The organism is Paenibacillus sp. FSL R7-0340, from assembly GCF_038002205.1.
In the GTDB taxonomy this organism is placed as follows: domain Bacteria; phylum Bacillota; class Bacilli; order Paenibacillales; family Paenibacillaceae; genus Paenibacillus; species Paenibacillus polymyxa_B.
Window position 1 is genome coordinate 145,614 of record NZ_JBBOBY010000003.1, and the last position, 25,872, is coordinate 171,485.

The 25,872-nt window shown below is 46.1% G+C and carries 18 protein-coding genes; 6 read left to right on the forward strand and 12 right to left on the reverse strand.

Annotation, left to right across the window (positions count from 1 at the left end; genetic code table 11):
* The first annotated feature begins 121 nt into the window (after window positions 1-121).
* A complete protein-coding gene (locus MKX59_RS26640; RefSeq protein ID WP_013308294.1) occupies window positions 122-385 on the forward strand; it encodes an AbrB/MazE/SpoVT family DNA-binding domain-containing protein in 264 nt (87 codons plus the stop codon).
* The gene (locus tag MKX59_RS26645; protein ID WP_023986534.1) at window positions 382-786 is read left to right on the forward strand and encodes a type II toxin-antitoxin system death-on-curing family toxin; all 405 of its coding nucleotides are present in this window, start codon (window positions 382-384) and stop codon (window positions 784-786) included. Before MKX59_RS26640 ends, MKX59_RS26645 begins: the two co-directional genes overlap by 4 nt.
* Window positions 787-824: 38 nt before the next feature.
* Here MKX59_RS26645 and MKX59_RS26650 read toward each other — a convergent pair whose 3' ends face one another.
* The 6 genes from MKX59_RS26650 to MKX59_RS26675 form a co-directional block, all read right to left on the reverse strand.
* The gene (locus MKX59_RS26650) at window positions 825-2,792 is read right to left on the reverse strand and encodes a BglG family transcription antiterminator (protein ID WP_076295716.1); all 1,968 of its coding nucleotides are present in this window, start codon (window positions 2,790-2,792) and stop codon (window positions 825-827) included.
* 46 nt (window positions 2,793-2,838) lie between these two features.
* Entirely contained in the window at window positions 2,839-5,514 is a 2,676-nt protein-coding gene (mngB, locus tag MKX59_RS26655; RefSeq protein WP_256704515.1) for a mannosylglycerate hydrolase, read from the reverse strand.
* 44 nt (window positions 5,515-5,558) lie between these two features.
* On the reverse strand, window positions 5,559-6,674 hold the full coding sequence (locus MKX59_RS26660; RefSeq protein WP_023986531.1) for a PTS fructose transporter subunit IIC: 1,116 nt from the start codon (window positions 6,672-6,674) through the stop codon (window positions 5,559-5,561).
* A gap of 99 nt (window positions 6,675-6,773) precedes the next feature.
* Entirely contained in the window at window positions 6,774-7,091 is a 318-nt protein-coding gene (locus MKX59_RS26665) for a PTS fructose transporter subunit IIB (RefSeq protein ID WP_023986530.1), read from the reverse strand.
* Entirely contained in the window at window positions 7,091-7,546 is a 456-nt protein-coding gene (locus MKX59_RS26670) for a PTS sugar transporter subunit IIA (RefSeq protein WP_025718799.1), read from the reverse strand. Before MKX59_RS26670 ends, MKX59_RS26665 begins: the two co-directional genes overlap by 1 nt.
* A gap of 112 nt (window positions 7,547-7,658) precedes the next feature.
* A complete protein-coding gene (locus tag MKX59_RS26675; protein WP_068938366.1) occupies window positions 7,659-8,552 on the reverse strand; it encodes an AraC family transcriptional regulator in 894 nt (297 codons plus the stop codon).
* Window positions 8,553-8,682: 130 nt separating this feature from the next.
* Between MKX59_RS26675 and MKX59_RS26680 the strand changes: the two genes are divergently transcribed.
* Entirely contained in the window at window positions 8,683-10,941 is a 2,259-nt protein-coding gene (locus MKX59_RS26680) for a beta-L-arabinofuranosidase domain-containing protein (RefSeq protein ID WP_340859422.1), read from the forward strand.
* A 160-nt stretch (window positions 10,942-11,101) separates the two neighbouring features.
* On the opposite strand, the gene MKX59_RS26685 is transcribed toward MKX59_RS26680, so the two are convergent.
* Both MKX59_RS26685 and MKX59_RS26690 read right to left on the reverse strand, forming a co-directional pair.
* Window positions 11,102-12,250: an RDD family protein gene (locus MKX59_RS26685; RefSeq protein WP_053324397.1), complete on the reverse strand. Its 1,149-nt coding sequence runs from the start codon at window positions 12,248-12,250 to the stop codon at window positions 11,102-11,104.
* Window positions 12,228-13,100, reverse strand: a complete 873-nt coding sequence (locus tag MKX59_RS26690) for a LysR family transcriptional regulator (protein WP_340859423.1) — start codon at window positions 13,098-13,100, stop codon at window positions 12,228-12,230. Before MKX59_RS26690 ends, MKX59_RS26685 begins: the two co-directional genes overlap by 23 nt.
* Window positions 13,101-13,235: 135 nt before the next feature.
* On the opposite strand from MKX59_RS26690, the gene MKX59_RS26695 reads away from it, so the two are divergent.
* Entirely contained in the window at window positions 13,236-14,225 is a 990-nt protein-coding gene (locus MKX59_RS26695) for a zinc-binding dehydrogenase (protein ID WP_340859424.1), read from the forward strand.
* An 88-nt stretch (window positions 14,226-14,313) separates the two neighbouring features.
* On the opposite strand, the gene MKX59_RS26700 is transcribed toward MKX59_RS26695, so the two are convergent.
* The 3 genes from MKX59_RS26700 to MKX59_RS26710 all read right to left on the reverse strand — a co-directional run bounded on the left by MKX59_RS26700 (window position 14,314) and on the right by MKX59_RS26710 (window position 19,322).
* A complete protein-coding gene (locus tag MKX59_RS26700; protein ID WP_028541891.1) occupies window positions 14,314-15,705 on the reverse strand; it encodes an MATE family efflux transporter in 1,392 nt (463 codons plus the stop codon).
* A gap of 275 nt (window positions 15,706-15,980) precedes the next feature.
* Window positions 15,981-17,351, reverse strand: a complete 1,371-nt coding sequence (locus MKX59_RS26705; RefSeq protein WP_340859425.1) for an MFS transporter — start codon at window positions 17,349-17,351, stop codon at window positions 15,981-15,983.
* A gap of 27 nt (window positions 17,352-17,378) precedes the next feature.
* Window positions 17,379-19,322, reverse strand: a complete 1,944-nt coding sequence (locus MKX59_RS26710) for a glycoside hydrolase family 127 protein (protein ID WP_340859426.1) — start codon at window positions 19,320-19,322, stop codon at window positions 17,379-17,381.
* Between the two features lie 192 nt (window positions 19,323-19,514).
* Between MKX59_RS26710 and MKX59_RS26715 the strand changes: the two genes are divergently transcribed.
* Window positions 19,515-20,390, forward strand: coding sequence for a helix-turn-helix transcriptional regulator (locus MKX59_RS26715; protein WP_023986520.1), 876 nt, complete (start codon window positions 19,515-19,517; stop codon window positions 20,388-20,390).
* A gap of 110 nt (window positions 20,391-20,500) precedes the next feature.
* Complete coding sequence (locus MKX59_RS26720; protein ID WP_053324393.1) at window positions 20,501-21,898, forward strand: phytase; 1,398 nt, start codon at window positions 20,501-20,503, stop codon at window positions 21,896-21,898.
* Between the two features lie 102 nt (window positions 21,899-22,000).
* On the opposite strand, the gene MKX59_RS26725 is transcribed toward MKX59_RS26720, so the two are convergent.
* Window positions 22,001-25,750 (reverse strand): alpha-L-arabinofuranosidase C-terminal domain-containing protein, encoded by a 3,750-nt coding sequence (locus MKX59_RS26725; protein ID WP_340859427.1) that lies wholly within the window; start codon window positions 25,748-25,750, stop codon window positions 22,001-22,003.
* Between the last annotated feature and the right edge of the window lie 122 nt (window positions 25,751-25,872).

Below are 25,872 nucleotides of genomic sequence, written 5' to 3' on the forward strand. Positions count from 1 at the left end.
AAAGCCTGACAATCTATTTTTCTAGCAGATATAAGTTGAATTAAAAAGTATATGTTTATATACCCTGAAACCATGTATAATTGTTATAACAGTTGAATAGTATAATAAGGAGGATAAAGAGATGGGTAAGGTGATTGGAATGGAACGTAAAATTACTAAATTCGGAAATAGCTTAGGGATTACTATGACAGAAGCCATTAAGCAGCTCGGACTGGGCCAAGGAGATACAGTTCAGGTTGAAGTAGATCACAAGAGCGGACAAATCATTATACAAAAATCGAACAAAATAACTCTGCCCTCAGGGTTAAGTGATGATTTTCTTGAAAATCTTTCTCAAGTAATGGATTCATATGACGAAACCCTTAAAGGACTTAAGGATAGATGAGCAGCATTCGTTTCTTAACCATTCAAGAAGTTATAGCTATTAATGTCGCTATGATTGAAAGATACAGCAAAGGCGAACAAATCGGCGTCAAAGATACCAGTCTACTTGAGTCTGCTGTTCTACGTCCTCAATCATCAGCTTTTAGTGAAGATGCGTACCCCACAATATTCAGCAAAGCCGCTGCATTATTCGAATCCCTAGGGCAAAACCATCCTTTTCACAATGCAAACAAGCGAACAGCTTTTACTGCATTACTCATTTTTTTGCGCTACAATGGCTTTCAATTTAAAATGGATCAGAAAGCAGCCGAAGACTTTACTGTAGATATGGTTAATCATAAATTTTCGTTGAATCAGCTGGCTTTATTAATCGAGCTCCACTCTTCAAAACTACATGTGTGAACCTAAAAAAGAGATCACGAATGATCTCTTTTTTAGGTTCAATGGTAATCATTGCTCTTGACTGCAAGCACCTGACGGGCGATTAGCATAAAGGCATCAAAGGAGTGGCAATGCTTTAATCGTTCCAGCGTCTCTTCCTGGCGGATCAGTTCTACAAACAAATCATAAATCCCCATGGCCTGTTCGTAGTCCTCTTTGCAGATTGAAAGCAGGAATACCACATGAACCTCATGGTTGGCATCCCAAGGGATCGGATTTTCCAGCAAGCACACGCTTACGACCGTTCGGTTAGAGCTTAGCTCCAGGGGATGGGGAATGGCCATCCCTCGATCCAATGCAGTAGAGCCCAGCTTCTCTCTTTCTTTGACTGCTGGCAAAAACTTGTCAGTCACCACTCCTTTTTGCTTTAAAATACCACTCATTTCTTCAATCAGGGCATCTTTGCTCGGCTGATCGGATCGGGTCATAAACCATTGCTTGTCAAAATACCGTAGCAGTGAAGTTTCCTGTTCCTCATCGCTGGCCCGTACCATCCGCGTCATTGTCTCCATATCCCGTTCCGAAGGAATCGGGCTAATCACCGCGGACGGTTTATCCTTACGCTGCTGTAAGTGAATGGTCGAAACGACGAGGTCCTCATCGACGGTGGACATCTCCTCATATTCCCGAAGTGAAACCACTCGGGATACATCCAGCTCAGCGAACAGCGAACGCAGCCTAGATTCTAGAATCCGGGCGGTTCCGTAGCCGGAGCCGCACACCAGCAACACGGTTTTACGACGTCGATGAGGGATATTGTATTTGCGTTCCAATGCAGCCCCGATATGAAGTGCCAAATAACCGATTTCGTTATCGTTGATGTCGTACGGAAACGATTTTTGTAGTTCTTTTACCGCACCCACTGTGATTTCATAGGCAAGCGGATAATACTTGCGAATATGTCCAAGCAGTGGATTACGCATGTTCATACCATGCTCCAGCCGGGTCAGCATTGGCTTCAAATGTACAAATAAATCCTTGGACAGCCGTTCATCGTCACGCAAGTCATAGGTAAAGCGTTCGTAGACGAATGTCAGCATCCCGCGCACTGCCAAGAAGAGACGGTCAGACTGGAGGCGTTCCCACTCGGTTTCGGCCATCTTTTTGCTGACGACATGCAGCAGAACATAATCGAACTCTCCTTCAGGACAGGTGATGCCAAAGACCTCTTCCATCTCCCTCAGCATGGCGCTAGCCAATTCAATATCCCGCGGACTGCCCACCACCGCCTCAAAGCGTTCTAAACCATGTCCTTCCTTCACTCGCAGCACCATGACCGCCAAATGAGTGATAAGATCTTTGAGCGCCAAATCAGCCATTTTGGTCCCAACGCTCCGCAAATGCTTTAGAATAATTGTCCGGATCTGCGGTAGATCCAATCCTTGAAACAGCTGTTGTTGTTCCAAGGGCATGTCGCTGCGTTGTCCCTCTTCATCGCGGACGTCAGCATATTCAGCCAGGCAGTAACGAATACTCTTTTCTTCCCCAATCACCTTTACACCATGTCCCGGCTTGGTGCGCAGGGTGAGACTATAATCCTCCAGAATCCGACGGATGATTTTAGAATCATTATTCATCGTGGCCCGGCTAATATATAGCTCATCGGCGAGATCTTCCATCTTCACGTATTCCCTCGCATTCAGCAGCTTGAACAGCTCATACCGTATGCGCTCTTCTGGAGCCCCCGGTAGCCGCTGACTTACTTCTGTTTCTTCCTGACTTTCATCCGCAAAAAAATGGTATTTCTCACGATCATCAACCCTAATCGTATAGCCGCTACCCCTCTTGGATTCCAGATATGCTCCATATTCATTCAGCATACTGTCCAGCTTCTTAAGATCATCGCGGATGGTCCGCTCTGTTACCTCCAGCCGCTCAGCGAGCGCTTTGGTGGTCCAAGACCAGCCTTGATCATTTCCACTGACGAGCTGGTACAGCTTTTTCAAGCGTTTGTAGGGAAAAATCATGTAGATATAAGACCTCCTTTCCGATAAACCGTATTTTACTTCCACGTTAGTTCAATTCCGGGGTTACCAGTACCGTTAACAGCTTGCAATGCTGCAATTCCGGCAATTGTGCACCTTCCGTATCGGACGAAACCAATGTTTCTCCCTTGGAACGCTCATCCAGCGAAACCAACTCGTAGTGGGCCGATTCACTGTATGTGATATGTGCAGTCGCATTTTTCTCTAAATAAGGATTAAATACACGGACGATATAACCATCACTATGCTCTGCTTTCTTGAATGCACTCAAGATTACATTGGAATCCTTGCTAAAAGATAACAGGCTATAGTTTTGCTCAAATATTCTTTCTTCGTCTCGGAAGGCAAAAATTAAACGGCCGTTCAGAAAATCAGACAGCTGGTAGCTGGACAATGGTGTTAAATATTCCTTGGCCGCTTGAGCAATGCCCGCCTCATCAAACCCGGACTCGTGGACATGTAGAGCAAACGTAAATGTAAGCTCACCGAGCAGCTGTGCATCTGGCGTTTCTACGATCTTTTCTCCTGAGGCACGACCCGGGCGGTATAGCAGATTCTCCTTGCCCATATAACCAAAAGTGCGGAATAACGTCAGCGCTATTGTATCATGTTCATGCCCAATGACTTCATATTCCCTTACTCCTTCAGTCATCACGGCTACTCCACGGGAGCCATCATTTAACGCAACATAGCTTTGCATAGCTTCAATGGTGATTGGCTTTTCCGTCCACTGCTCCCGTTCCCATACCTTTACTTCCTCCAGCGTAGTTGGACGGGCAATGACTCCGAACGGCTGATCTGCAATAGATAGCTTAGAGGCAATCCCAGTATCAAATAGCACCCGCAGACGGTGACTCAGCACTCGGTTGTCCACATCCACCGAGAAGCGTATCAGCCGTTCACCTTTCCGCAAGGACACCGATGCCTGGAGTGGCAACTCAGCTGAAGTCCCAGCAGCAGAACGCTCATTTAAATCATACGGAACCTTCAGTTTCATCCGAAGGGACAATTCTTCGGATACCGTACTTTTGGATGTTATCGTCTCCACATCAGTACCAAGCGAAGAAACTGTAAGATCACGTTCCGGTGGAGAATAGTTGTAGGAATCTCCATCATCTCCGTTTTCCTCGAACACCATCTGATCTGAGTACACACGTCCCGAAATTTTATCCGTGATGCTTAATGCCCCGTTCTCCTGTACGGCTATGCTATAGAATTCATTTTCAATATGTTTTCCGTTGCTACGTTCTGCTGTTGTATCCCCTGTTGCACTAAAATCAAATATAATTTGTGTGTACCCCATAGCAGGTACTTCCTGAAGCTCCACCAACAGCTTGGCACGGAATACACGCTCAGGCAGGTACACCTTTTTGCTCGGATTCAGATCAATATGCTGACCGAGCACGTAGTCTGTTTGTTCCACTTTCTCGGTAATCGTATACAAAAGCTGCTGACCGTTCGTATCCCGAATGACAAAGCTTCCTTCCGGCAAGTAAGCATCAATTTCTGTCACTCCCTTGCGCGGGTAAGGCAACGTATTAAAGATGGTGAAGGCAAAAGTCTCCTCCTGCTTAATCTTCGACGCGATCAGTCGCTTGTGCAGCTCCAATACATTCTCCGCGATATCCCGCGCCTGTTTATAACGAAAAGCCACATCCCGATTCGTCGTATCACTATTGCATCCACCAATGCTGTCGTGGGCTGCATTTTCAAACAAGAGCTTCCATATATCCTTCACGATATAATGTGGATATTCATGCCCAAGTGCATGGCTGATCGACAGTACAGGCTCCAGCGTGTTCACGATTAAATGTTCAATCTCGTTATTTTGCTGCTTAAGGTCAGCTCGTGTGGAAAAAATCGACTTATGAATACGCATATGCTTGGCTTCCATAAGCTCTCCTTCCAGTACAGGAAGGTCGTTGCTGTCCTTTTCAATCTCTTCAAGGAAACGTTCCGGCTCATTCATCACATATTCCCGTTCCGGGTCCAGCTCATTGAATGTGCGAATCAATTCTGGCAAGTTCAGGCGGATAGGTGCTTGGTCGAAGCCGTTGGGAAAATAAACATGGCGGGTAGACGCTTTTTCTTCCAGCGCACCGATCTGGCTGTCGAGATACGCCTCAAGTTCTCCCGCTTCCTCTGGAATATTCCCACCATAGTAGTAGCCAAACGGCATCTGTACCGCAAACACCTGACTGCCATCCGACCCCTTCCACAAAAACTCGGTTTTAGGATTCGTATTATCGGCTACCCCGCGCCAGAATAGAAAATGCCGAATACCGAACTCCTGATAAATCTGCGGCATCTGCGCCGACTGGCCGAAGGCATCCGGCACATAACCGACCTTCATGGCATGACCATATTTCTGCGCCGTTTCCATACCGTAATACAGATTACGGACCATCGATTCACCGGAAATCACCAATTGATCCGTCTGCGTATACCACGGCCCGATCATCAGGCGTTTATCGCTTACCAGACGGCGAATGCGCTCTTCATCCTCCGGGCACCAGCGGGTATAATCGTCAAGCAAGGACCCTTGGGCATCCAAAAGATAGTATTTAAAACCGTCCCCATTCTCCAACGCATCCAATACTTCTTTCACATGCTTCACCAAGTAGACTTTGGATCTGGAAGTGGTAAAATACCATTCCCGATCCCAGTGAGTATGTGGTATGACATGCACTTTCGTACGGCTCATATCTCGTTCTCCCTCCATGCTGTCTATTCTTTATCTAGTGATATTTAGTCAAATACAAGCTCAATGTCTTCTCCATTTTTCTTAACAGAGGCCTCTTTCGTTTCAGCCTGCTGCTGTTCTTCCTCACGGAAATTGACGAGCAAGGTTCCTGCCACAATGATTAATGCGCCTGTAACCCCTCCAGCCAGATATGCAAACGGAGTACCTACGGAGATGGCGCCATACAAACCGCCAATTGGAGGCATGATGACATGTGCGCCCAGCAAAGCCGTCAATGCTGCACCTGCTGCGCAGGCAATCATATTCAATGGAATCAGCTTGGCAGGGTTACGCAGTGTAAACGGGATAGCCCCTTCCGTAATTCCGATAATGCCCATGATCACGGAGCCTTTTCCAGCTTCCCGATATGTTTTGGAAAAGCGATGTTTCAGAATTAGGGTTGCAATTCCATAGCCTAGCGGTGGAATACAGATGGCAATGTTTACGAAAATATTGGGTAAATACACACCCGACAGGAATAACGCATTTCCCGCCATCCAGGCTGCTTTATTGACGGGACCCCCAAGATCGAACCCAATCATGGCTCCCAAAATTAAGGCTAGCGCCAAGGTGCTGGTTCCGCTCTCACTCATATGCTTAATCCAGTTGACCAGTCCTTCATTAATCGCGCTCAACGGCCCACCCAGGATGACGGACATGAGAATCCCGGTTAAGCCTACCGTAATGAGCGGCAAAATAATTAGCGGAACAGAACCTGCGGCCGGACCTGTGATTTTCACTTTGTTTTTCACCCAGAGGGTGACATACCCCGCGAAAAAACCTGCAACAAGAGCGCCCAAAAATCCCGCATTCGTCTCCTGTGCCAGCACGCCGCCAATCAGCCCTGCAGCAAGTGCAGGCTTGTCGGCAATTGAATAGGCGATATACCCAGCCAGAACCATGTTTAGCAGTCCAATTCCGCGCCAGCCTACATTTTCGACTAAGTATAAAATATGAAGAAATCCACTTTTGTCAGCATATGGACCAAAGTCAGTGACACCCATTGTCAGACCGATAATTTTACACACGGCAACAATCAAGGAGCCTGCAATAATAACCGGAAGCAGGTAAGAAATGCCTGTCATCAGATGCTTTTTAGCTTCACTCAGCCATTTTTTCATCATGTTCTCCCCCATCATGAATACTACTGTTATTCAAAGGCTCATCGGATATCATTCAGATCATCTACGCTGCTGATTGTCCGTGTTGCCTTCCTAATCTTATTTTTGAGCAGAGATGGCCTCCACCGCTTTGGTAAGAACCGCTTCCGCATTGTTGACCGCATGACCGATTTTAACGCGAACGATTCTTTTATCTTCAAAACGCTCTGCATCCTTCACTGTCTGATCCGAGGCAATCAGTACAAAATCCGCCGCTGCAATGTCTTCCTCCGTAAGTTTGTTCACTTGGCCTAGTGCGCCTTGCTGCTCCACTTTAATATGGTGACCGAGCTGTGCCGCTGCTTTTTCCAGTGCTTTTGCCGCCATTGGAGTATGAGCCAACCCTGCGATACAGGATGTAACGCTTACAATTTTCATTATGACACCAACCCTTCTGTATACTGTTCCAGCAAATGATACACGTCGCCGCTGCTATTGGCACCCGCTACCGCCTCTTTAAAGGAATCCTCTAAGAGCAGGGTTGCGAGCGAGGAAATAATTTGTAAATGGGATACATCCACGGACCCTTTAGGCACCAAAATACTAAAAATATACTGGACAGGCTTGCCATCATGAGAGGCCCAGTCAATGCTATGTTCCAATCGGATCACGAGGACTGCTGGTCTGGTGACCACTTCGCTCTGCGTATGAGGTATGGCAAACTGATCCTGAAGCCCTGTCGAATATACTTTTTCCCTCTCCCACAAATCCTGCACCAGTTGCTCCCTATGGACGGTGACACCCAGCTTTTCAGCCTCTTGGGCAATAAACTCAAACACAGCCGATTTGGTCTCCAGCTTCTCATCCAAATAAATCTGTTCTCTAGTAATCATGGTGGATGTCTCTCCTCCCTTCTATCTATAGGTGAAACGCTTACAAGTTTATTTTAGCCGACTCTTACTCCATGTTTTATCTATAAAATTTCCCTATCCAAGCGGAAATGCACTAGACATTGTTCATAAATGTTTTGTGATAGGCATTCCGGTATTGGGAAGGAGTCATGTGGGCTCTTTTTTTGAACAAACGCATAAAATACTTCTCATCGGTATATCCTGCCTCTTCGGCAACCTGCTTAATGCTCATATCTGTACGGGAAATCAACTCTTTGGCTTTGTTAATACGAATACTATGAATGAACTCCAGGGGACGCATGCCTGTATTTTGCTTGAACAAACGAGAGATATAATCCTTGTTGTAATTGAATTTTCGAGCTAAATCCGTCACGGTCAGCGGTTCTTCAGCATGAATACGGGTCCACTCAATAATTTTGTTAAAACTCACATTCCCCTGTGAACTGGCAGGATTGGAAAGCAAGCGGCTGAGCGCCAGTTCAGATATCTCGATCAGCAGCGAGGTGAACAAATAATTTGCACTGTGATACGTAAGATAATGTGAGTTGGCTACATGCAAAATCTGATTGACGATAATATGAATCCGATCTCCGTTGTCTGCCTGTACACATTGCGGTAAATAGATATCACGCATCACACCATGTCGCTGCAAAAGCCCATCCATGACACTTGTTTCCTGCTTCATTTCCTCATTAGATAATACATTCGGGGTCGTGGGAACATCGAAATGAAACCAATAAAATTTCACGCCCGGCAACGATTCCCGGTATCCTTTATGCGTACGACCGGGGTACAGCAATAGAATATCTCCCTCGCCTACTTCAAAATCTTCCCGTTCCTCCCGTATATATACCGTCTCTTGGACGCCCAGGATCAGCTCAAAATTCTCAATGGAACGACTCATATGCTTCCAAGGTACCTCGTTAACAAACTCGCCTGCCGAGATCAGTTGAATCGGAGCATCTACATTTACTTTTAGATAGGTCATGTTATCGCCTCTTTAGATTCATGTTCGGATTTGTCCACCCATTGTATGGTTAAGCTACTGACATACCGCGATTGCAATGCTAATGTAGTGGAGAAATATACACTTTCATCTTAGCTAAGGAGCGATGATTTTGAAAGCTAAAGCTTTTGACTTGCATAAAGTAAGAATTGATTCCGGCCCACTTTTACATGCGATGGAACTGAATACGGCCTATCTGCTGAGTTTGGAACCCGACCGTTTATTATCGCGCTTTCGTGAATATGCGGGACTGGAGCCCAAAGCGGCTCACTATGAAGGCTGGGAAGCGCGTGGCATCAGCGGACATACACTCGGTCACTACCTGTCCGGCTGTGCACTGATGTTTGCCTCCACAGGCGACGAAAGACTGTTGGAACGCGTGAACTATGTAGTCGACGAACTGGAAATATGCCAAGACAGTCATGGAAACGGATACATTTCCGGCATTCCACGTGGGAAAGAGATTTTTGAGGAAGTAAAAGCCGGAGATATCCGCTCCCAGGGCTTTGATCTAAACGGCGGCTGGGTGCCGCTATATACCATGCACAAGCTTTTTGCGGGCTTGCGTGATGCACATCTGCTGGCGCATCATCCCAAGGCCCTGTCTATAGAAATCAAACTCGGCAACTGGCTGGAGGATGTACTTCAAGGGCTGGACGATGATCAGGTGCAGCAGGTGCTGCATTGCGAGTTTGGCGGTATGAACGAGGTGCTGACCGATCTGGCGGAGCATTCAGGAGAGGAACGCTTTTTAAGCCTTGCGGAACGCTTTTATCACGGAGAGGTGCTCAATGATCTCGCAGATAGCCAAGATACGCTGGCAGGGCGACATGCCAATACGCAAATTCCCAAAATCATTGGCGCTGCACGGCAATTTGAAATGACGGGAAAACCGCAATATGCGGACCTGTCTCGCTTTTTCTGGGATCGGGTTGTTCACAAGCATTCCTACGTGATCGGCGGCAATAGCTATAATGAACATTTTGGTGAACCCGGGAAGCTGAATGACCGCTTGGGCGAAGGTACCTGTGAAACTTGTAACACCTACAATATGCTGAAATTAACAAGACATATGTTCGAGTGGGACGCCTATGCAGCCTATGCCGACTACTATGAACGAGCGATGTTCAATCATATCCTGGCTTCACAGCAGCCTGTAGATGGACGTGTGTGCTATTTTGTATCGCTGGAAATGGGAGGACACAAGTCCTTTAATTCTCAATATGAGGATTTCACATGCTGTGTCGGTTCCGGTATGGAAAGCCACTCCATGTACGGCACTGCGATTTATTTTCATACGCCAGAAACGATCTATGTCAATCAATATGTCCCTTCTACCGTGACATGGAACGAGATGGGCGTACAGCTCAAACAAGACACTCTCTTTCCGCAAAATGGACGGGGAACGCTGCGCGTCATCAGCAAGGAGCCCAAATCCTTCGCGATCAAGCTAAGATGCCCTCATTGGGCGGAGCAAGGGATGATGATTAAAATCAACGGGGAAGAGTACGTCACAGAGGCTTGTCCTACCAGCTACGTTGTAATTGAACGGGAATGGAACAATGGGGATACGATCGAGTACGACATTCCAATGACCGTGAGAGTCGAGGAAATGCCGGATAATCCACGCCGAATTGCTTTTATGTATGGGCCGCTAGTGCTGGCTGGGGACCTTGGTCCTGTTGAGCAGGAATCCAACGAAGAACGTCTGCTTGCGTCTGTTCTGATCGGATCGGCCGACTCATTAACAACGAAGCTGATTGCTGACCGGAACGAGCCCAATACATTCCATACGACCGACTTAGGCTATATCGGAGACTTGAAGCTTCGTCCGTTTTATCAAATGTATGATCGTTCATATACCGTCTATTGGGATCTCTTTTCCCAGGAGGAATGGGCAGCAACAGAAGCAGAATATCGTACCGCGTTAGCGTATCAGCTAGAGCTGGAACGACTTACAGTGGACGTTGTGCAGCCTGCCGAAATGCAGCCTGAACGGGATCATGCCTTTACTGGAGAGCATGTAGGTTTGGGGTCCATCTACAACCGCAAATATCGCGACACCTGGCCTGGGGGCTGGTTCTCTTTTGTCATGAAGGTGCTTTCGGATGAGCCTGTCCAATTGGCGGTCACTTATTTGAAGGACTTGAGCCGTCCTCATGGTGACTTTGACATCACTGCGGATGGTCAGATTTTAGGGGAAGGCAAGCTGGAGTCTGAGGAAATGAATAAATTCGAAACGTTCACCTATGAGCTTCCTCTATCTGTGACGAGCCAGAAGAATGAAGTGACGATTCAATTCACAGCCCATCCACAAGGTAAAGTGGCGAAAGTAGCTGGATTACGAGTGATTAGACACTCTATTGTATGATCAAATTATCTATATAAATCTACTATTTCGCCTACTCCGTTTTGATGTTCGTTTTTTAAAGGAAGCTTATAAAACAACAAGCAGACGCTCCTATAAGCTGTCTGCTTGTTCTGCTTACTGCCTTATAACTTCGATTCATCGTTATTGCTCCATGTTCACTTCACAGCATGTTCATTTCACGGAAGCTGTCTCTAATCTTGCGTAGCTCTTGCTGTGCCCTGCTGTATCGGGAAGCGTAGGTCCAGGCAAGCACCTGATGATAATGTGAAGGCGTTTCAATCGTAGTCACGTTATACATGATCGGAGTCCCGTCTACTTCTCCTTTTAGGGTAAACTCAATGGCTGGGTATCCATTCACCACCAAGTCGGAGGCAATCCCCAATTCAGAGTCCGTAATTCCTGACACCAAATGTTCCTCAATGATTCCTTTATATTCTTGAAGAGTCATACTGCTGTCAAAATCGCTTTTCGGTTCAGATAATACAATCAAATATCTTTCGGTCAATTCATTTTTAATGGAAATATCCGCTTCCTCATTAATCATATTATCTCGTGACCAATTCCACGGAGCCGTAACCGCAAACTGGCTATCCTTACTGGTAAATACCTCAGGCTTCACGATTTGAGTAATGAGCGTAGAAATTAAAAATACAGCAAAGACAATCGAAATGATCGTCATCAGGATGATTGCTCCTGCAAAAATCCCGGTTTTCTTTCTGCCCGCCTTTCCCAAATCCCTTACCTTAACCACATATGTACTCGCAGCCATATCCCCAATCCGTTGTTTCCGAGGTGTCACCAGCACACATAACCCCGCGGGCAGTCCCAGAAAAAATAGAGGATTCGTATCTACCAGCTGTATAAGGGTGCGGATCAACGATTTCACAATGCCCGGCGGCCTTCCTTCTCCATTCACGACCTGAATTCGAAGTACAAATTTGCCCAGCGTATAGCCCGTAAGTCCTTCCAGTAACAGATAATAGCAGAAGGAGCCAATCAGGAAAAGCATCACTACCATGCCCATATTTGGGGTTTCCGCTTCAGATACTTTTTTCGCTGTAAAATAAACCAGCCCTCCATACCCAAAGACGATAAGAATGAAGTCAATCATCCAAGCCGCCCATCTTCTGAAAAAAATAGAGGCTCCGTATGTTTCTGATAATACTGCCATCTTATCCGGTTCTCGTCGATGATAGCCGCCAGTCGTCGCATATGGTCCCAGAACGACTGTAGATGGATTGTTCGTTACACCATGTTCCTCCAAATGATACACCTCTGTTGTCAATTTAATCCCGGTTAAGTATAGCATCCTTTTTCATCCAGTGAAGCAAGCCTGACAGTGCACTGGAGTAAACCGAATCCCGCCGATGAACAAACCACACCTCTAATTTGCGATATTTTTTGGGCAAACGATGAGAAGCAATACTTCCCGCCTCCTCTGCCTTTGCAATCGACGATTGTGGTAACATGGACACCCCTAGACCAGAGGCTACACCACCCAAAATGACTTCCAACGTTCCGAACTCCATAACCTGATATGCATCCACACCCGCTTCGCTCAGAAAGCTTTCCGCTCTTGTACGATGCGTGCACCCTACGTCGAAAAACAGCATAGGCTTGGCAAGCAGCTCGTTCATGTCCTTTTTCCCTGGTTCCGAGATGAGCACCAATTCCTCTTCAAAAGCTGCAACATACTCTATATGCGGATCATCGACGGGGCCATAGACGAACGCTCCATCTAATTCGTAATTCAATACCTTTTGTACGAGATCATGGGTGCTGCCTGTCATAAGCGATAGATGGACATCAGGATATTGAGCGTGATATTCCGTCAATAAAGAAGTCAGATGCGTAACCGCCGCCGTCTCAATCGACCCCAGTCGCAAAGGTCCCGCAGGCTGGTCTGAATATTGAGTGGACTTTTCAGCCTCGTCCAGCAAGGTCAGTATGGTATCCGCATATTCCAGCAGATTCTCTCCTGCTGGCGTTAGCGCCATTCCCCGGTTAGATCGGCGAAATAGCGGTACGTTCAATTGTGCCTCAAGCTGCTGAATCCGCGAGGTCACATTGGACTGTACATAGTTCAAGGCTTGCGCAGCCTTCGTGATACTGCCCTCGCGAGCGACGGCCCGAAAAATTTTCAAATCACTGCTTTCCATGTATACGTCACCTGCTTGGTATGATCATTTGTGATACTCACGTTCGATTTTGTTCATTTTACCGGATGCTTGCCGCTCTGTACAATTCAATATACATGCAATTGCATCTAAATTCGCACCACGGGAGGTTTTAAAATGAAAGCCGTGATACATGCCAGCAAAAATGGCCCTGAGGGTCTGATGTATACAGACGTTACGGACAGACAGCCAGGGCACGATAAGGTGAGAGTAAAACTCAAAGCCGCAGGCTTGAACCATCGGGACCTATTCCTCATGGCAGATCGAGCTGCCAACGATGCTCCACTCATTCTCGGATCGGATGGAGCAGGTGTGATTGAGGCTGTGGGTGCTAGTGTCCCAACCTCGCTGGTAGGCACCAATGTAATTATCAATCCCTGTATCGGATGGGAGAATACGCATCATGTTCCCTTGGTTCCAGCCATTCTGGGCGGACCTTCGGACGGGACATTCGCTGAATCGGTTATCATCCCCGTCCAAAATGCCGTCAGCAAGCCAGCATACCTTTCATGGGAAGAAGCAGGGGTACTGCCTTTGTCTGCTTTGACCGCTTATCGTGCGCTCTTCACAAGAGGCCAGTTACAGCAGGGTGAGCACGTCCTCATTCCCGGTATTGGCGGTGGTGTAGCCACGTATGCCATGCTTATGGCTTTAGCGGCAGGTGCACGGGTCACCGTCACATCACGCAGCGAAGCCAAGAGTCAGGCTGCCCTCGCCCATGGCGCTAATCATGCATTCGACAGCCATAGCGAATGGAAAGAAAGTATGAACGGAGACACTGTGGATCTGGTTCTTGACAGTATCGGTCCTGCTACATTCGATAAATATTTTGATATCCTCAAGCCGAACGGTCGGATCGTTACATTTGGCGCAAGCTCAGGAGATCGAGTAGAGATTCCGCTGCGGTCTATATTTTTCCCTCAAATCAGCATCATCGGCACCTCTATGGGCAGTGGCGAGGAATTCGCAGCTATGCTTCAGTTTATGGAGCGCCATGCACTCCATCCGATTATAGATAGCGTATTTCCTCTACAAGACACAACGCAAGCCTTCCACCGTATGCAGCAGGGAGCGCAGTTAGGCAATATAGGGATCAGGATGGAGTAAGGGGCCTGAACGAAGTATAGGAATAGAAAAAAATCCACTGCCGTAAAATGCCTTCATCCAGAAGTCAATTTTATGGTAGTGGACCTATTCAGTCGATCAAACGATGCTGGACCCATTTGTTGCCGCGGAAGCGCCAAAGGAAGACGATCCCCCGCACGCCCCATTCAATATCCATAGCCAACCAGACTCCAACAATCCCCAGGTTGAACACTATGCCCAAAATATATCCAAGCACCACCCGACATAACCACATGGACAGCATCGAGGTGAGGGACGTAAATTTCGAATCACCTGCTGCTCTAAGCGCAGAGGGTGTGATAAAGGCTATGGACCAGAGCGGAATCTGGGCCAACGTATTAATCAGTATGACAACAAAAATGTCATCTACGATTTCGGCAGGCGGATGAAACAGCCCCACCATCGGCTCAAACAAAGGCATCAGGATTAATCCCATTACAATAAATGAACAAGACGACAGCCAAATAAACGATTTGGTAAACTTCCGGGCATCCGCGACATTTCGACGCCCCATGCATTGACCGACCACAGTTACAATCGTAAGAGCCAAAGCATTTGCAGGGATTTGGAACACATTAGCTAGGGATGAGCAAATGGCATTGGTCGCCAACGCATTTGTCCCCAGGCTCACAATGAAAATTTGGGTTAAAATTTTGCCCCCATTAAAAAACATCTGTTCCGCTGCAAAGGGAAGCCCGATAAACAGAATCTTTTTAAGCATAGCCAGATTAAAGTAAAGCATATCTCTAAGCTGAACACGCAAGTCATCATCTACCCTGACCAAATAGATCAGCGCGCATACTGCTCCTGCATATCTGGACACATTGACGGCAATCGTCATGCCCAGCACACCCATATCCAATACATTAATGAATACCACATTAAGAAGCACATACGAGAGGTTCATGATGAGCGAAAGAGCCAGCGATGCCCTCGTCTTCCCAATGCCCCTCAGCGCCCCACACACTGCCTCAACGATTGCAATCCCCACAAAAGACATACAGCTTCCCAGCAGATATACCTTACCGTTAGCTAATACATCAGGCGAGGCCGAACCAAACAGAACACTTAAAATTGGATTGTACAACACGATCATAAACAAACTGATACATAAGGCCAGCAAGGAAACGGAGGAAATGGTGCCGGAAGCAGCTTTAGAGACCATGAGGTCGTTACCGCTCCCCTTATACTGTGCCACGACAACCGTTCCCCCGGTAGACACTGCAACAAACACATTAATCAGAAAAATATTCAAAGAATCGATCATATTTACAGCACTAACTGCCGCCATCCCCGACGAGCTAATCATTGCCGTGTTCACCAAATTAAGACCCACGATAAAAGCCTGATCAATCAGAAGCGGGATAAACAGCGCAATAATCTGTCGATAATCAATAGACTCTCCTGAAAAGTGCTTATTCAGAAAGCCATGTGTTCTCATCCTTACACTCAGTTGACTCATATCATCACATTCTTTTTCTCAAATTGAAAAAAACCCTTCAACAGAAGAGCCTTCATGGCGAAAAAATGTATAAAGTTGCAAGGCTAGATGTGTCTAGTTCTTGATTCTGTACACTTTTCTCTACATAGAAGTATTACTCCAAAAGAAAATCCTGTCAATGGATTTACTCACATTTGAATAGAAAAAAACAAAAAAACCTGCTCAGCTCAGCGAACAGGTTTTGGAGCAGCATTATAATGTTTTAATATATCATTAAACCCTTGTTAAAAGAATGTCTATGATCTTCTTGCAATTAAATCTTGTTGAATAGAAGCTTCATTCTTTTCGAATTTTTTATAAAAAAACATAGGAATGATTCCGATCAAGAAGACGATAAATGGCAGCCAGATAAAGCTAAACTGAATGCCGGACAACGCCGTAGGGGTTTGAACTTTCCCAGCGATGTAACCAGTGCTGCCCATGATCCATGCTGGCAATAATCCGCCGATTCCGCTACCTGCTTTAATACAGAATGCGCTTCCAATGGAGGTCAGGAAACCACTTGCCCGAATACCATTTTTCCATTCCCCATAATCGACTGTATCTGACAACATCGCGAACGGCATAGAACATGCAAAGCCTGATCCTAACGCACCAATAATCCAGCCGATAATAATGAGGGTTAAGTCTGTACTGCCCATTAAAATCACGACTTGACCCAGCGCAGCTAATATCAATCCGATAATCATAATCGCATTTTTACTTAATTTTCTGGCGAAAAACGGAATCAGAACCATCGAGATCAACTGCAAGGAGGTCAGTCCATTGATTAAAGGCACTAAGTCCTTACTGTCCAGATTGTATTGCAGATAAAAGATTAGCGTTGCTGAACGAATATTCAAACCAATCCAGTAACACAAGTTGGCAGCTACAACGAGCATCCAGGGCCAGTTTCGTTTGATGGCTGTAAAGCTTTTAGCAATGGGAACGGATTTCGTTTTCACTGCTGCATTTTCTCGCAAATCGGCAAACGCTATGAAAAACATAATAATCGCCATGATTCCAAATAAAACGAGCGTTAAGGAAAATCCTTTTTGATCATTCCCCTGTCCAAAGAAAGCGACCAAAGGTAACGTAAACGTCGTGGCGATGAAGAAACCCACATTCCCCCCGACCATGCGGAAGGAGTTCAAGACTACGCGTTCATTAGAATTGGTGCTCAGATTAGGCAGAATAGACGTAATCGGCGTACTGATTCCGGTATAAAGGATACCTGCTATGATATACGTAATGGCGGCATATGCAATTTTGCCCGACTCACTCCAATTGGGTGTCGTAAACGTAAGGACCATGAACACAGCGAACGGAATAGCTAACCATAGAAAATAGGGTCTGCTCTGGCCGTATTTCGACTTGGTTCGGTCAATCAGGATGCCCCAAATCGGGGCATCAATGGCATCGATAAAACGGGTGATAAATAGTAATGTCCCGGCAATCCCGATAGAAAGACCGAATACATCTGTATAAAAATATAATAGATAACTGGAAATGACACAGTATAGTAGATTGCCTGCTGTATCCGTTAATGAATAGCTGATTTTACGATGAAAAGGAACGGTACTTGCTGCCTTTTCCGGTGATTCCGTACTCACAACTCTCGTACTCATGATCTTTCCTCTCCCCATGCGAATGAATTATGATTCATAAACCCATACACGCATTTCCCCTTTAGCCCGATTGCACCAGGCGTAGTAAGGAATGGCGGTAATTTGTTGAGGAACAAATTCAGGAGGCTCCGAGCTATAAAATGCGTTCGAATTTTTTACCCTGTATCCCTCTATAGTCAACTTTACAATGCCACCCAGCAGGTTTTCGCTAAACTCTTCCGTAATGAGGCTATCCTTCGTCAATCTTAATCCTGCCAAATTCGCTCCATTATCCACTTCTTCCAGACAGAACACGACTGGGCCGCGTTGGAGAGCAATTTGCTGCTGATTCATGGAGACAAGTGGATTGCTCCGAATGCGCTCAACTGGCATAGCCAAATGCAGAGTTACCACATCTCCGTCCTTCCAAGTACGCTGAATCTCGATATAGCCATTTTCCAGATGGTCTAATGATATGGTTTCCCCATTCACCTTCACCTCTGCCTGCTTACACCAACCCGGAATCCGTAGTGCCCATTTGAAGGAAGTCGGCTCTGTTACGTGGATCGAAAAGGTTAGATCCGCATCCCATGGATAATGATGAGTTTGTGTAATCTCAACCTCATGACCAGATAAAGTCATGTTCACCTTGCTGGCAATATACAGATGCGTATACAACGTATCATCCGTTTGGGTGTACATATTGTCCTCAACCGATGCAATCATTCGTGCCAAATTGGGCGGACAGCATGCGCAGAAAAACCATTTTTGCCGTTCTGTTTTTACATGCTCTTGATCTTTTCTGGATTTTTGAAAAGGATTAACCTCCAGCGGATTCACGTAGAAAAACCGTTTCCCGTCCAGATCCATCCCACTAATCGTTCCATTGTATAGCGCACGCTCCAGCACATCGGCATATTTCCGGTCTGGCGCTAAGCGCAGCATACGATTGGCCCAAAAGGCCAGCCCTACAGAGGCGCAGGTCTCACAGTACATGCTGTCATTGGGAAGATCGTGATGGCAAGTGAACGCTTCCGCGTTTACAGTAGAACCGATCCCTGCGGTGATGTACATTTTGTGATTCGTTACATCATCCCACAGCGTTTCACAGGCTTGTAACAGGGAAGCATCCCCTGTTTTCGCGGCCAAGTCCGCCATCGCAATATACAAATACACCGCTCTCACCGCATGGCCGACTGCCTCTTTTTGTTCCCGCACAGGTTGGTGTGCTTGCTGGTATTCGAAGCCTAAGCCAAAATTAATGTTGTTATCATCATTCCAGGTGGGCTCTGTTAGAATATGTTTTCTCTTTTCTTGTTCCTCTGCAAAGTAAATAGGATGCTGTCCCCGCTGTTCAATAAAATATTGCGCTAATTTGAGATATTGATCCTTTGCAGTTACGTCGTATAATTTGATCAAGGCCAACTCAATTTCTTCATGTCCCGGGTAGCCTTTCCGTTTCCCTTCTTCCGTACCAAAAATCTGCTGAATCAGGTCTACGTATTTCTCCATAATGTGAAGAAACTTCGTTTTGCCCGTCGTTTCATAATAAGCAACAGCCGCTTCTATAAAATGCCCTGCACAATACAGCTCATGATTGTCTCTTAAGTTCGTCCAGCGATTATTGGGTTCCTTCAGCAGATAGTACGTATTCAGATACCCATCCTCAGCTTGAGCTCTTCCCAACAATTCAATCACTTCATCAGCCCGCTCTTCAAGCGCAGGATTCGGATGATCCCTTAAGCTAAAGGCAACTGTCTCCAGCCATTTGGCAATGTCACTGTCCTGGAAAACGGTTCCATAATACTCCCCACTGGATTCCCCGGCTGCAATCCTAAAGTTTTCAATCGCATGACTGGGTTCTGTATCTGGTAATTCATCATTTAATGCTTTCCACTGATAAGGAATAACCTCTTCCGCCACAACCTGCTTATACTTTTTCCAAAATAAATCATCAACGATGACATGCTTAACTGGCTTTGCCGTTTTCATTGGATAAACATCCCTTCCTGGAAATAGAACGCTTTCATTTTTGAAAAAATAAGGATAAAGTAATGATAATATCGTACAAGCTAACCTGAGCTCCCCTTGCTACGTCCTTATTTTATCAACCTGAATTTATAAAAAAAATCGCGATCTTTAACTAAAACTTATACGATTTCACACACAAAGGAGCTGGCTTCCATGAGCAAAACAGACTTTCTATCATTCCTTGTCCCTCCGCTGCCTTATTTCATTGAGGGGAATTTTACTACATATCAAAAAGGGGATTGGCACCCGAATAGGTATAATCTGGGTTATTTTGACGTAATAATCATTAAAGAAGGATTGCTGCACATTGGCGAAGAGGACGAAGTGTGGAAGGTAACTGAAAATTACGCTCTCATTCTTGAACCGGATAAACATCATTTTCCCATTGAGGCATGTACAGAACAAACCTCCTTTTACTGGTTCCATTTTCAAACCAATAGCATGTGGTGCGCACAATCCTCGCCCAATCCTATTATACCCAGCACCCCCATTCCCGAGCTGCATTTTCATTCAGAACATACGACCATTCATTTGCCCAAAATTCAAAAAGTGGTGAATCCGCATGAGCTATTTTCGAAATTAGACTATTTACTAGCCTCTACTTTAAAACCTAGAAAGCTGGCACTATGGGAGGCCCAACAGACGTTTGTGAATGTTTTTCAGAGTTTGGAGTATGATCAGAATAATAAAGACAGCTCCTCTAAGTTGGCGGAACAGATCGAAATATACCTAAAACAGAATTACAAAAATACAATCACCAATAAGGATTTGGAGACCCATTTTCACGTACATCAGAACTATCTCGCCAGATGCATGAAGGTCGCCTTCCAGCGCACACCGCTTGAGTATTTAATGGATTATCGCCTGGATCAAGGACGCAGTCTTTTGCTGCAAACTGACTGGTCTGTCCAACAAATTACCGAGGAAACAGGATTCTCCCAAGCAAGCTATTTCTCCAAATGCTTTAAAGAAAAGTTCGGAATGTCTCCAAAGAATTACAGACAACAATACTGGAAGCCAGTCCATTGAATGCTTACACCGCCTTTACATTCCTTTTACATTTTCATTGTATCCTTTTGATATTCTCGCTTTATACTGAGTCGGTTATATCATTTTTACTTCGGAAAAGGGGCATACATATGAAGTCAACTAAACTCGCATTATTAGCCATTTTAACAGGGATTCTGGTATCACCAGAACTGACCCATGCGGCAGACATTCAGCCATCCGGGTATGCACCACTACGAGCACAGGCAGATAAAATGGGGGCGACAATTACATGGGACAGTGATGACCAGTCTGTTTTGGTCAAACTGAAAAATGGCATTGTCGGGACCTTTACAGTGGGTGAGAAGCAATATCGTCTAGCTGGACTAACCGGAAAAGCGGACCGGGAAATTAAAATAGTGAATGGAAATGTATATCTTCCTACAAAACTTCTTACAGCGCTTGAAGCAGAGAACAGCAAATATGCAGATCCTAAGGACGCAGTTCCCACCTATAAAGTAATCCCCTCTGCCGAAACAGAAGCTGTGGAAGATGGAGAAGACGCAGCCGACGACCCTGCAATCTGGCTCAACCCGGTCGATCCGGAGAAAAGTAGAATTTTAGCAACCAATAAAGGCGGCGGGATTTTAGTCTATGATCTGGAAGGCAAGCAACTGCAAAACATGAAGGTCGGAAAAATGAATAACGTGGATCTTCGTTACGGTTTCACGTTGGGCGGCAAAAAAATTGATATCGCAGGGGCAACCAATCGAACCAACAATACGATCGATATCTTTGCCATTGACGGTGCATCAGGAAAGCTGACCAACGTGGTTGGCAAACCCATTAAAGCATCTATGAAAGAAGTGTACGGATTCAGCTTATACCATAGCCTCAAGACAGATAAATTTTACGCGCTCGTGTTGGGCAAAGAGGGTGAATTTGAACAATATGAGCTGACTGATGACGGAAGTGGCAAAATTGCAGGTAAGCTTGTCCGCCAGTTCAAGCTAGATACGCAATCTGAGGGCATGGTTGCTGATGATGAATATGGTACGATCTACATCGCTGAAGAGGATTACGCCATTTGGAAGTATAGTGCCGAGCCAGACGGTTCATCCGAGCCGCTGCGACGTGTTGATATTGCAGATGGGCGCAGACTTCACGATGACATAGAAGGACTTACATTGTATTACGGTAAAGATGGCAAGGGGTATCTCATGGCCTCCAGTCAAGGAAACAGCAGCTATGCGATCTATGAACGACAAGGCGACAATGCATATATAAGCAACTTTACGATCAGCGCGAGCCCTACCGTTGACGGTACGTCTGTCACAGACGGTATTGATGTTCTTGGCTACGGATTAGGCAAGAATTTCCCTCATGGTATCTTCGTTGCACAAGATGACGAAAATCTTCAAAACGGCAAAAAGTTAAATCAGAACTTTAAAATGGTGCCTTGGGAGCGAATCGCTACGGGAGCCCCTACTCCGCTAACGATAGACGATGGCATCAACCCGCGTGAATTAGTAAACAGAAGCACGCAGTAATGCCCTTCGGGGAAATCAACTCAACATTCCGACTCTATTCATAGAAAAAAAGGGGTGTTCCAAAAGCCATAAAACGGCTGCTTGGGACACCCCTTTTTGTTTTTAAGCAGGAAAAGGTTTAAGATCCAGCACCAGCACATTCACCGAGTTAGCTGGTAAGTACAAAAGGACAGAATTCGTATCAAGCGTGATCTGCTGTTCGGTAGGCACTACCTTCTCGTCATTCTTCTTGTTCACGTTAGGTACATGAACAAGCGAGGAATCGCCGGTTAGTGTAACCAGCTTAGCGATGGACTCAACACTCAAATCTTGTAGATTCAGCTGTATTACCTTATCTACGTTGTCAGCATTCACCAGCTTCACGTATACATGCTCAGCATCTTGGGTTACCGAGTTGAACACGTCTCTGTTGTAAGCCTCCAGCTTGTAGTCCAGCACTTTGCTGGTTGTCTCGCCGTCGGTGTATGAGCAAATCAGATTGCTGCCCGTTTCACCGCCGTAGTTCACTGTTATGGTGTAGTCCGTGTTGTCAGCCAACTCTTCATAGCTAGCTGCTCTCAAGTTACCTGCCGCTGTACTGGAAGAGTAGTCACCCAATGTGTAGCCTTCTATGCCTTGCTTGTAAACCTTCACGCCGGTAGCCTTGCCGCCATAACCGATCGCGTATTCGACAACGTCCTTTTTCTCCGCAGAAATATCCGTGAGACCCGCACCCACATAAAAACCGTCCGTGCCGGAAATACGGGAAGCGACCACCTCTACCTTGTAATTGCTCCAGCTGTCGTTCAAGATGTACAGACCATTCAAACCGCTATCCTGAGCTTTGAGGACAAGCCCCTTGCCTTCCTCCACTGTAGAGCCCCCGGAACCGGGAATGACCTGCCAGGCCGAATTCAATTCCTGGGTAAAGTCTTGATCCAGCAAAACACTGCCGTCCTGGTTGGAAGTAACAGTCACACGCTTAATCATAACTTCGGCGTTGCCTGTCGCGATTTCAATTCCACCCTGAGGAATGAGATCCGTTGGCTTGCCGTTTTTGTAAGTAGAGAAAGAAGTGCTCAATACTTTATTCCCCAAATATTTAGCATACATTTGCTGTACATAGTAGTTCGGCGTAAACCACACCGTTTCGTCATCGAACCAGATGCAGTCTGGTGTCCATCTGTAGGTTCCATCTGTCAGCACCTTGTTAAACAGCGGTGCATAGGCAGCCAACCGAACGACATCGGCATTATTTTCGAAGCCCGTCATCACCGCTGCCTCTGCTACAGCGCCTGCTAAAGTATTTTTATCCGTTGATGCGTACTCCCCGACAAAAACCTTTGATGTCGCTTTCCAATTTATATTGCCGTCCGCGTTATAAGCTCTGTAGTAGTAGTTATAGCGGTCCACGTTATTCAGCAGGTACTCGTTAGAACGATAATAATGCTCGTCTGCAATGGTGTCCATATAGTCTTTTTGCTTCTCATACCAGGTTACAGTCTCCTCCGTCACCTGGTTACCATCTGCAAAAGCAACCTTAGCCGAGCCCTTCATATTACCGCTCAGGAACTTCCAGCCCTGCTGATAGGCATCGTCGTCTGCTTGAGCGCCAACCGTGGAGATGATATGCAGTTCATAACCCGGATAGTTTTTCTCCATGTACTCATCAATCGACGTCTTGAACACTTCAAAGTTGGCAAAGAACTCTGTGCCCCAGTTCTCGTTACCCACACCCAAATAACGCAGATCGAACGGAGCTTCATGGCCCATTTTTTTACGCATAGCAGCCCATTCATTATGTTCAAAATCCACACTGATCGCAAAGTCGATCAGATCTGTAAAGTTCTTAATATAGTATTCTCTTAATGCGCCTCCAGCCGGATGAGCGTAATCGGAACGGGCTTGGCAGAGAACGCCACAGGCCATAACCGGAAGCGGTGCTGCATTCAGGTCTTCTGCCAACTGGAAATACTCCATATAACCAAGGCCCATGGTCATCATATAGCCCCATACATTAAAGTTTTCCTTGCGCAGCTCGATATCCCCAATCGATTCCTTCCAATCGTATACGTTTTCCCATATAAACGAACCCTCGGAAATACAACCACCTGGAAACCGCAAAAACTTCGGATGCATGCCAACCAGTGCGTTCACCAAATCTTTTCTCAGTCGGTAGTTAGGATTTCCCTGGAAGTTAGCATGTGCCGATGGGGATTGCGCTTCCTCTCCTGCGCCCCATACATCTTGTGGGAATAAAGAAACCATATCAACCGAAATGTCCCCTTCAAATGTAAGCGCCAGCTGCCCGAGAACCGTAGCTGAGCCTGTCAGCACAAGTTTGGAATCGATGCCGTACTTCTTCCACCTGTTGCCACCTTCCACCTGTATCGTAACCGAATCACTAATAGCCTTTTCATTCGAGCCTTGCAGTTGCAGTGTGATTGCGCCAGCTGAATCGGCCTTCGCCCAGATGGTAAACTCATACTTGGCACCCTCTTGGATGGACATGGCACAATTCTGGTTAGAATCGGAAAAGCCCTTGTTCCGAATCGTTGCACCATCCGCTACCGTCACATAATAAGAGTTCACTTCTTTGTCTTTTGCGCCTAAAAACTCATTTAATCCACCGCTATGTTGTGGAGTCATCTTGTCCGTATCACCAGACCAGGCAAACAACGGGTTGCGGTTCCGTCCTGTAGAGCAGCCGCATTCACCGGAAGCATGGGAATACGTATCAAACTCGAAAGATTCAAAGGAGCGATTCTGAACGAGTTCTGCATAAATCCCGCCATCTGCCGCGTTATTGATATCTTCATAGAACAAGCCGTACATCACTTCGCTGACATCCAGTACTTCCTTATTTCCATGAATGGTCAGCGTGTACGGAGGCAGCTGTTCAGGAAGAACGGATACTTCAAAGCTTTCTTCAATCTGGCTTAAGCCCTTCGTTAATAAAGCTGTGACGGTAACCCCTTGTGCGGAGGTAATCGCCTGCACCTGCCCATTGTCAGAGAGTATACTAGGTTGGCTGGATTTCCAGGTCACTTCTACTCTACCGCCCATCAGAACGGTTGGCAGAGATAAGTCCTTGGTCACAATCGTCGTTGGAAAGGACAAATATTTATCTCTAGCAAGCTTCACGATCTCTTCATCTGTCAACGAGTCGCACATGACCTCAATGACTTCATCTGCCGACAAGCCTGCTTTATAAATTCTAAAGTCTGAAACGGAGCCGGCAAAGTCTACATCCGCCGCATGCTGGGAGCGACCGATAAAATTGTTGCTGTAGTTGGACGAGTCTGTAAACGTTTCGAACCATTTACGCAGCTTGGCATAGTTACCGCTGGAAGTTTGGCTGATGGAACCATCCGCTACCACTTCACCATTGACATATATCACCGGACCGGCACTACTTAATGTGCCGCCTTCCGTGCCGATCACAGACAGGGCTATGTGCATCCACTCATCCCTGACAAAGCCTCTTCCCGGGTCTACGGACAAATCCGCCTCGGTGAAAAGGGTTCCGCGCAGATTCCGTGTCATGAACATATAGGGTCCTGTATGGGCTTTACCAAAGTCAAAGACACGTTCCCACATATCTGTGAATCTGCCGAAGTTGACCCACGCAGTAACCGTCACACCGGTGTTATCGCTTACATCTTTGAATAGATCGGAAGGAAGCTGGATATACGATGTACCGTTGGGGCCACCCTCAAGCGTCAAAGCTGCTCTACCGGTAGCATGGGAAATCGTAGGTGTTACTGTGCCTGAAGCAACCCCATCGTTACCTTGCCCTGAGCTATCTTTGCCGACGTTCTCTGCATCATCAAACTTGTAACGCGCAATGATTTGATCTTGGAATTTGGTCATCTTCGTTGCTCCTATACCCATAGTTTATTAATGTAATAACTAATTAGTTAATATAAATACATACTATATAGCTATAGTACCTTATCCTGAGTACCTTTTTCAATCCAATAAATCGGATTTAT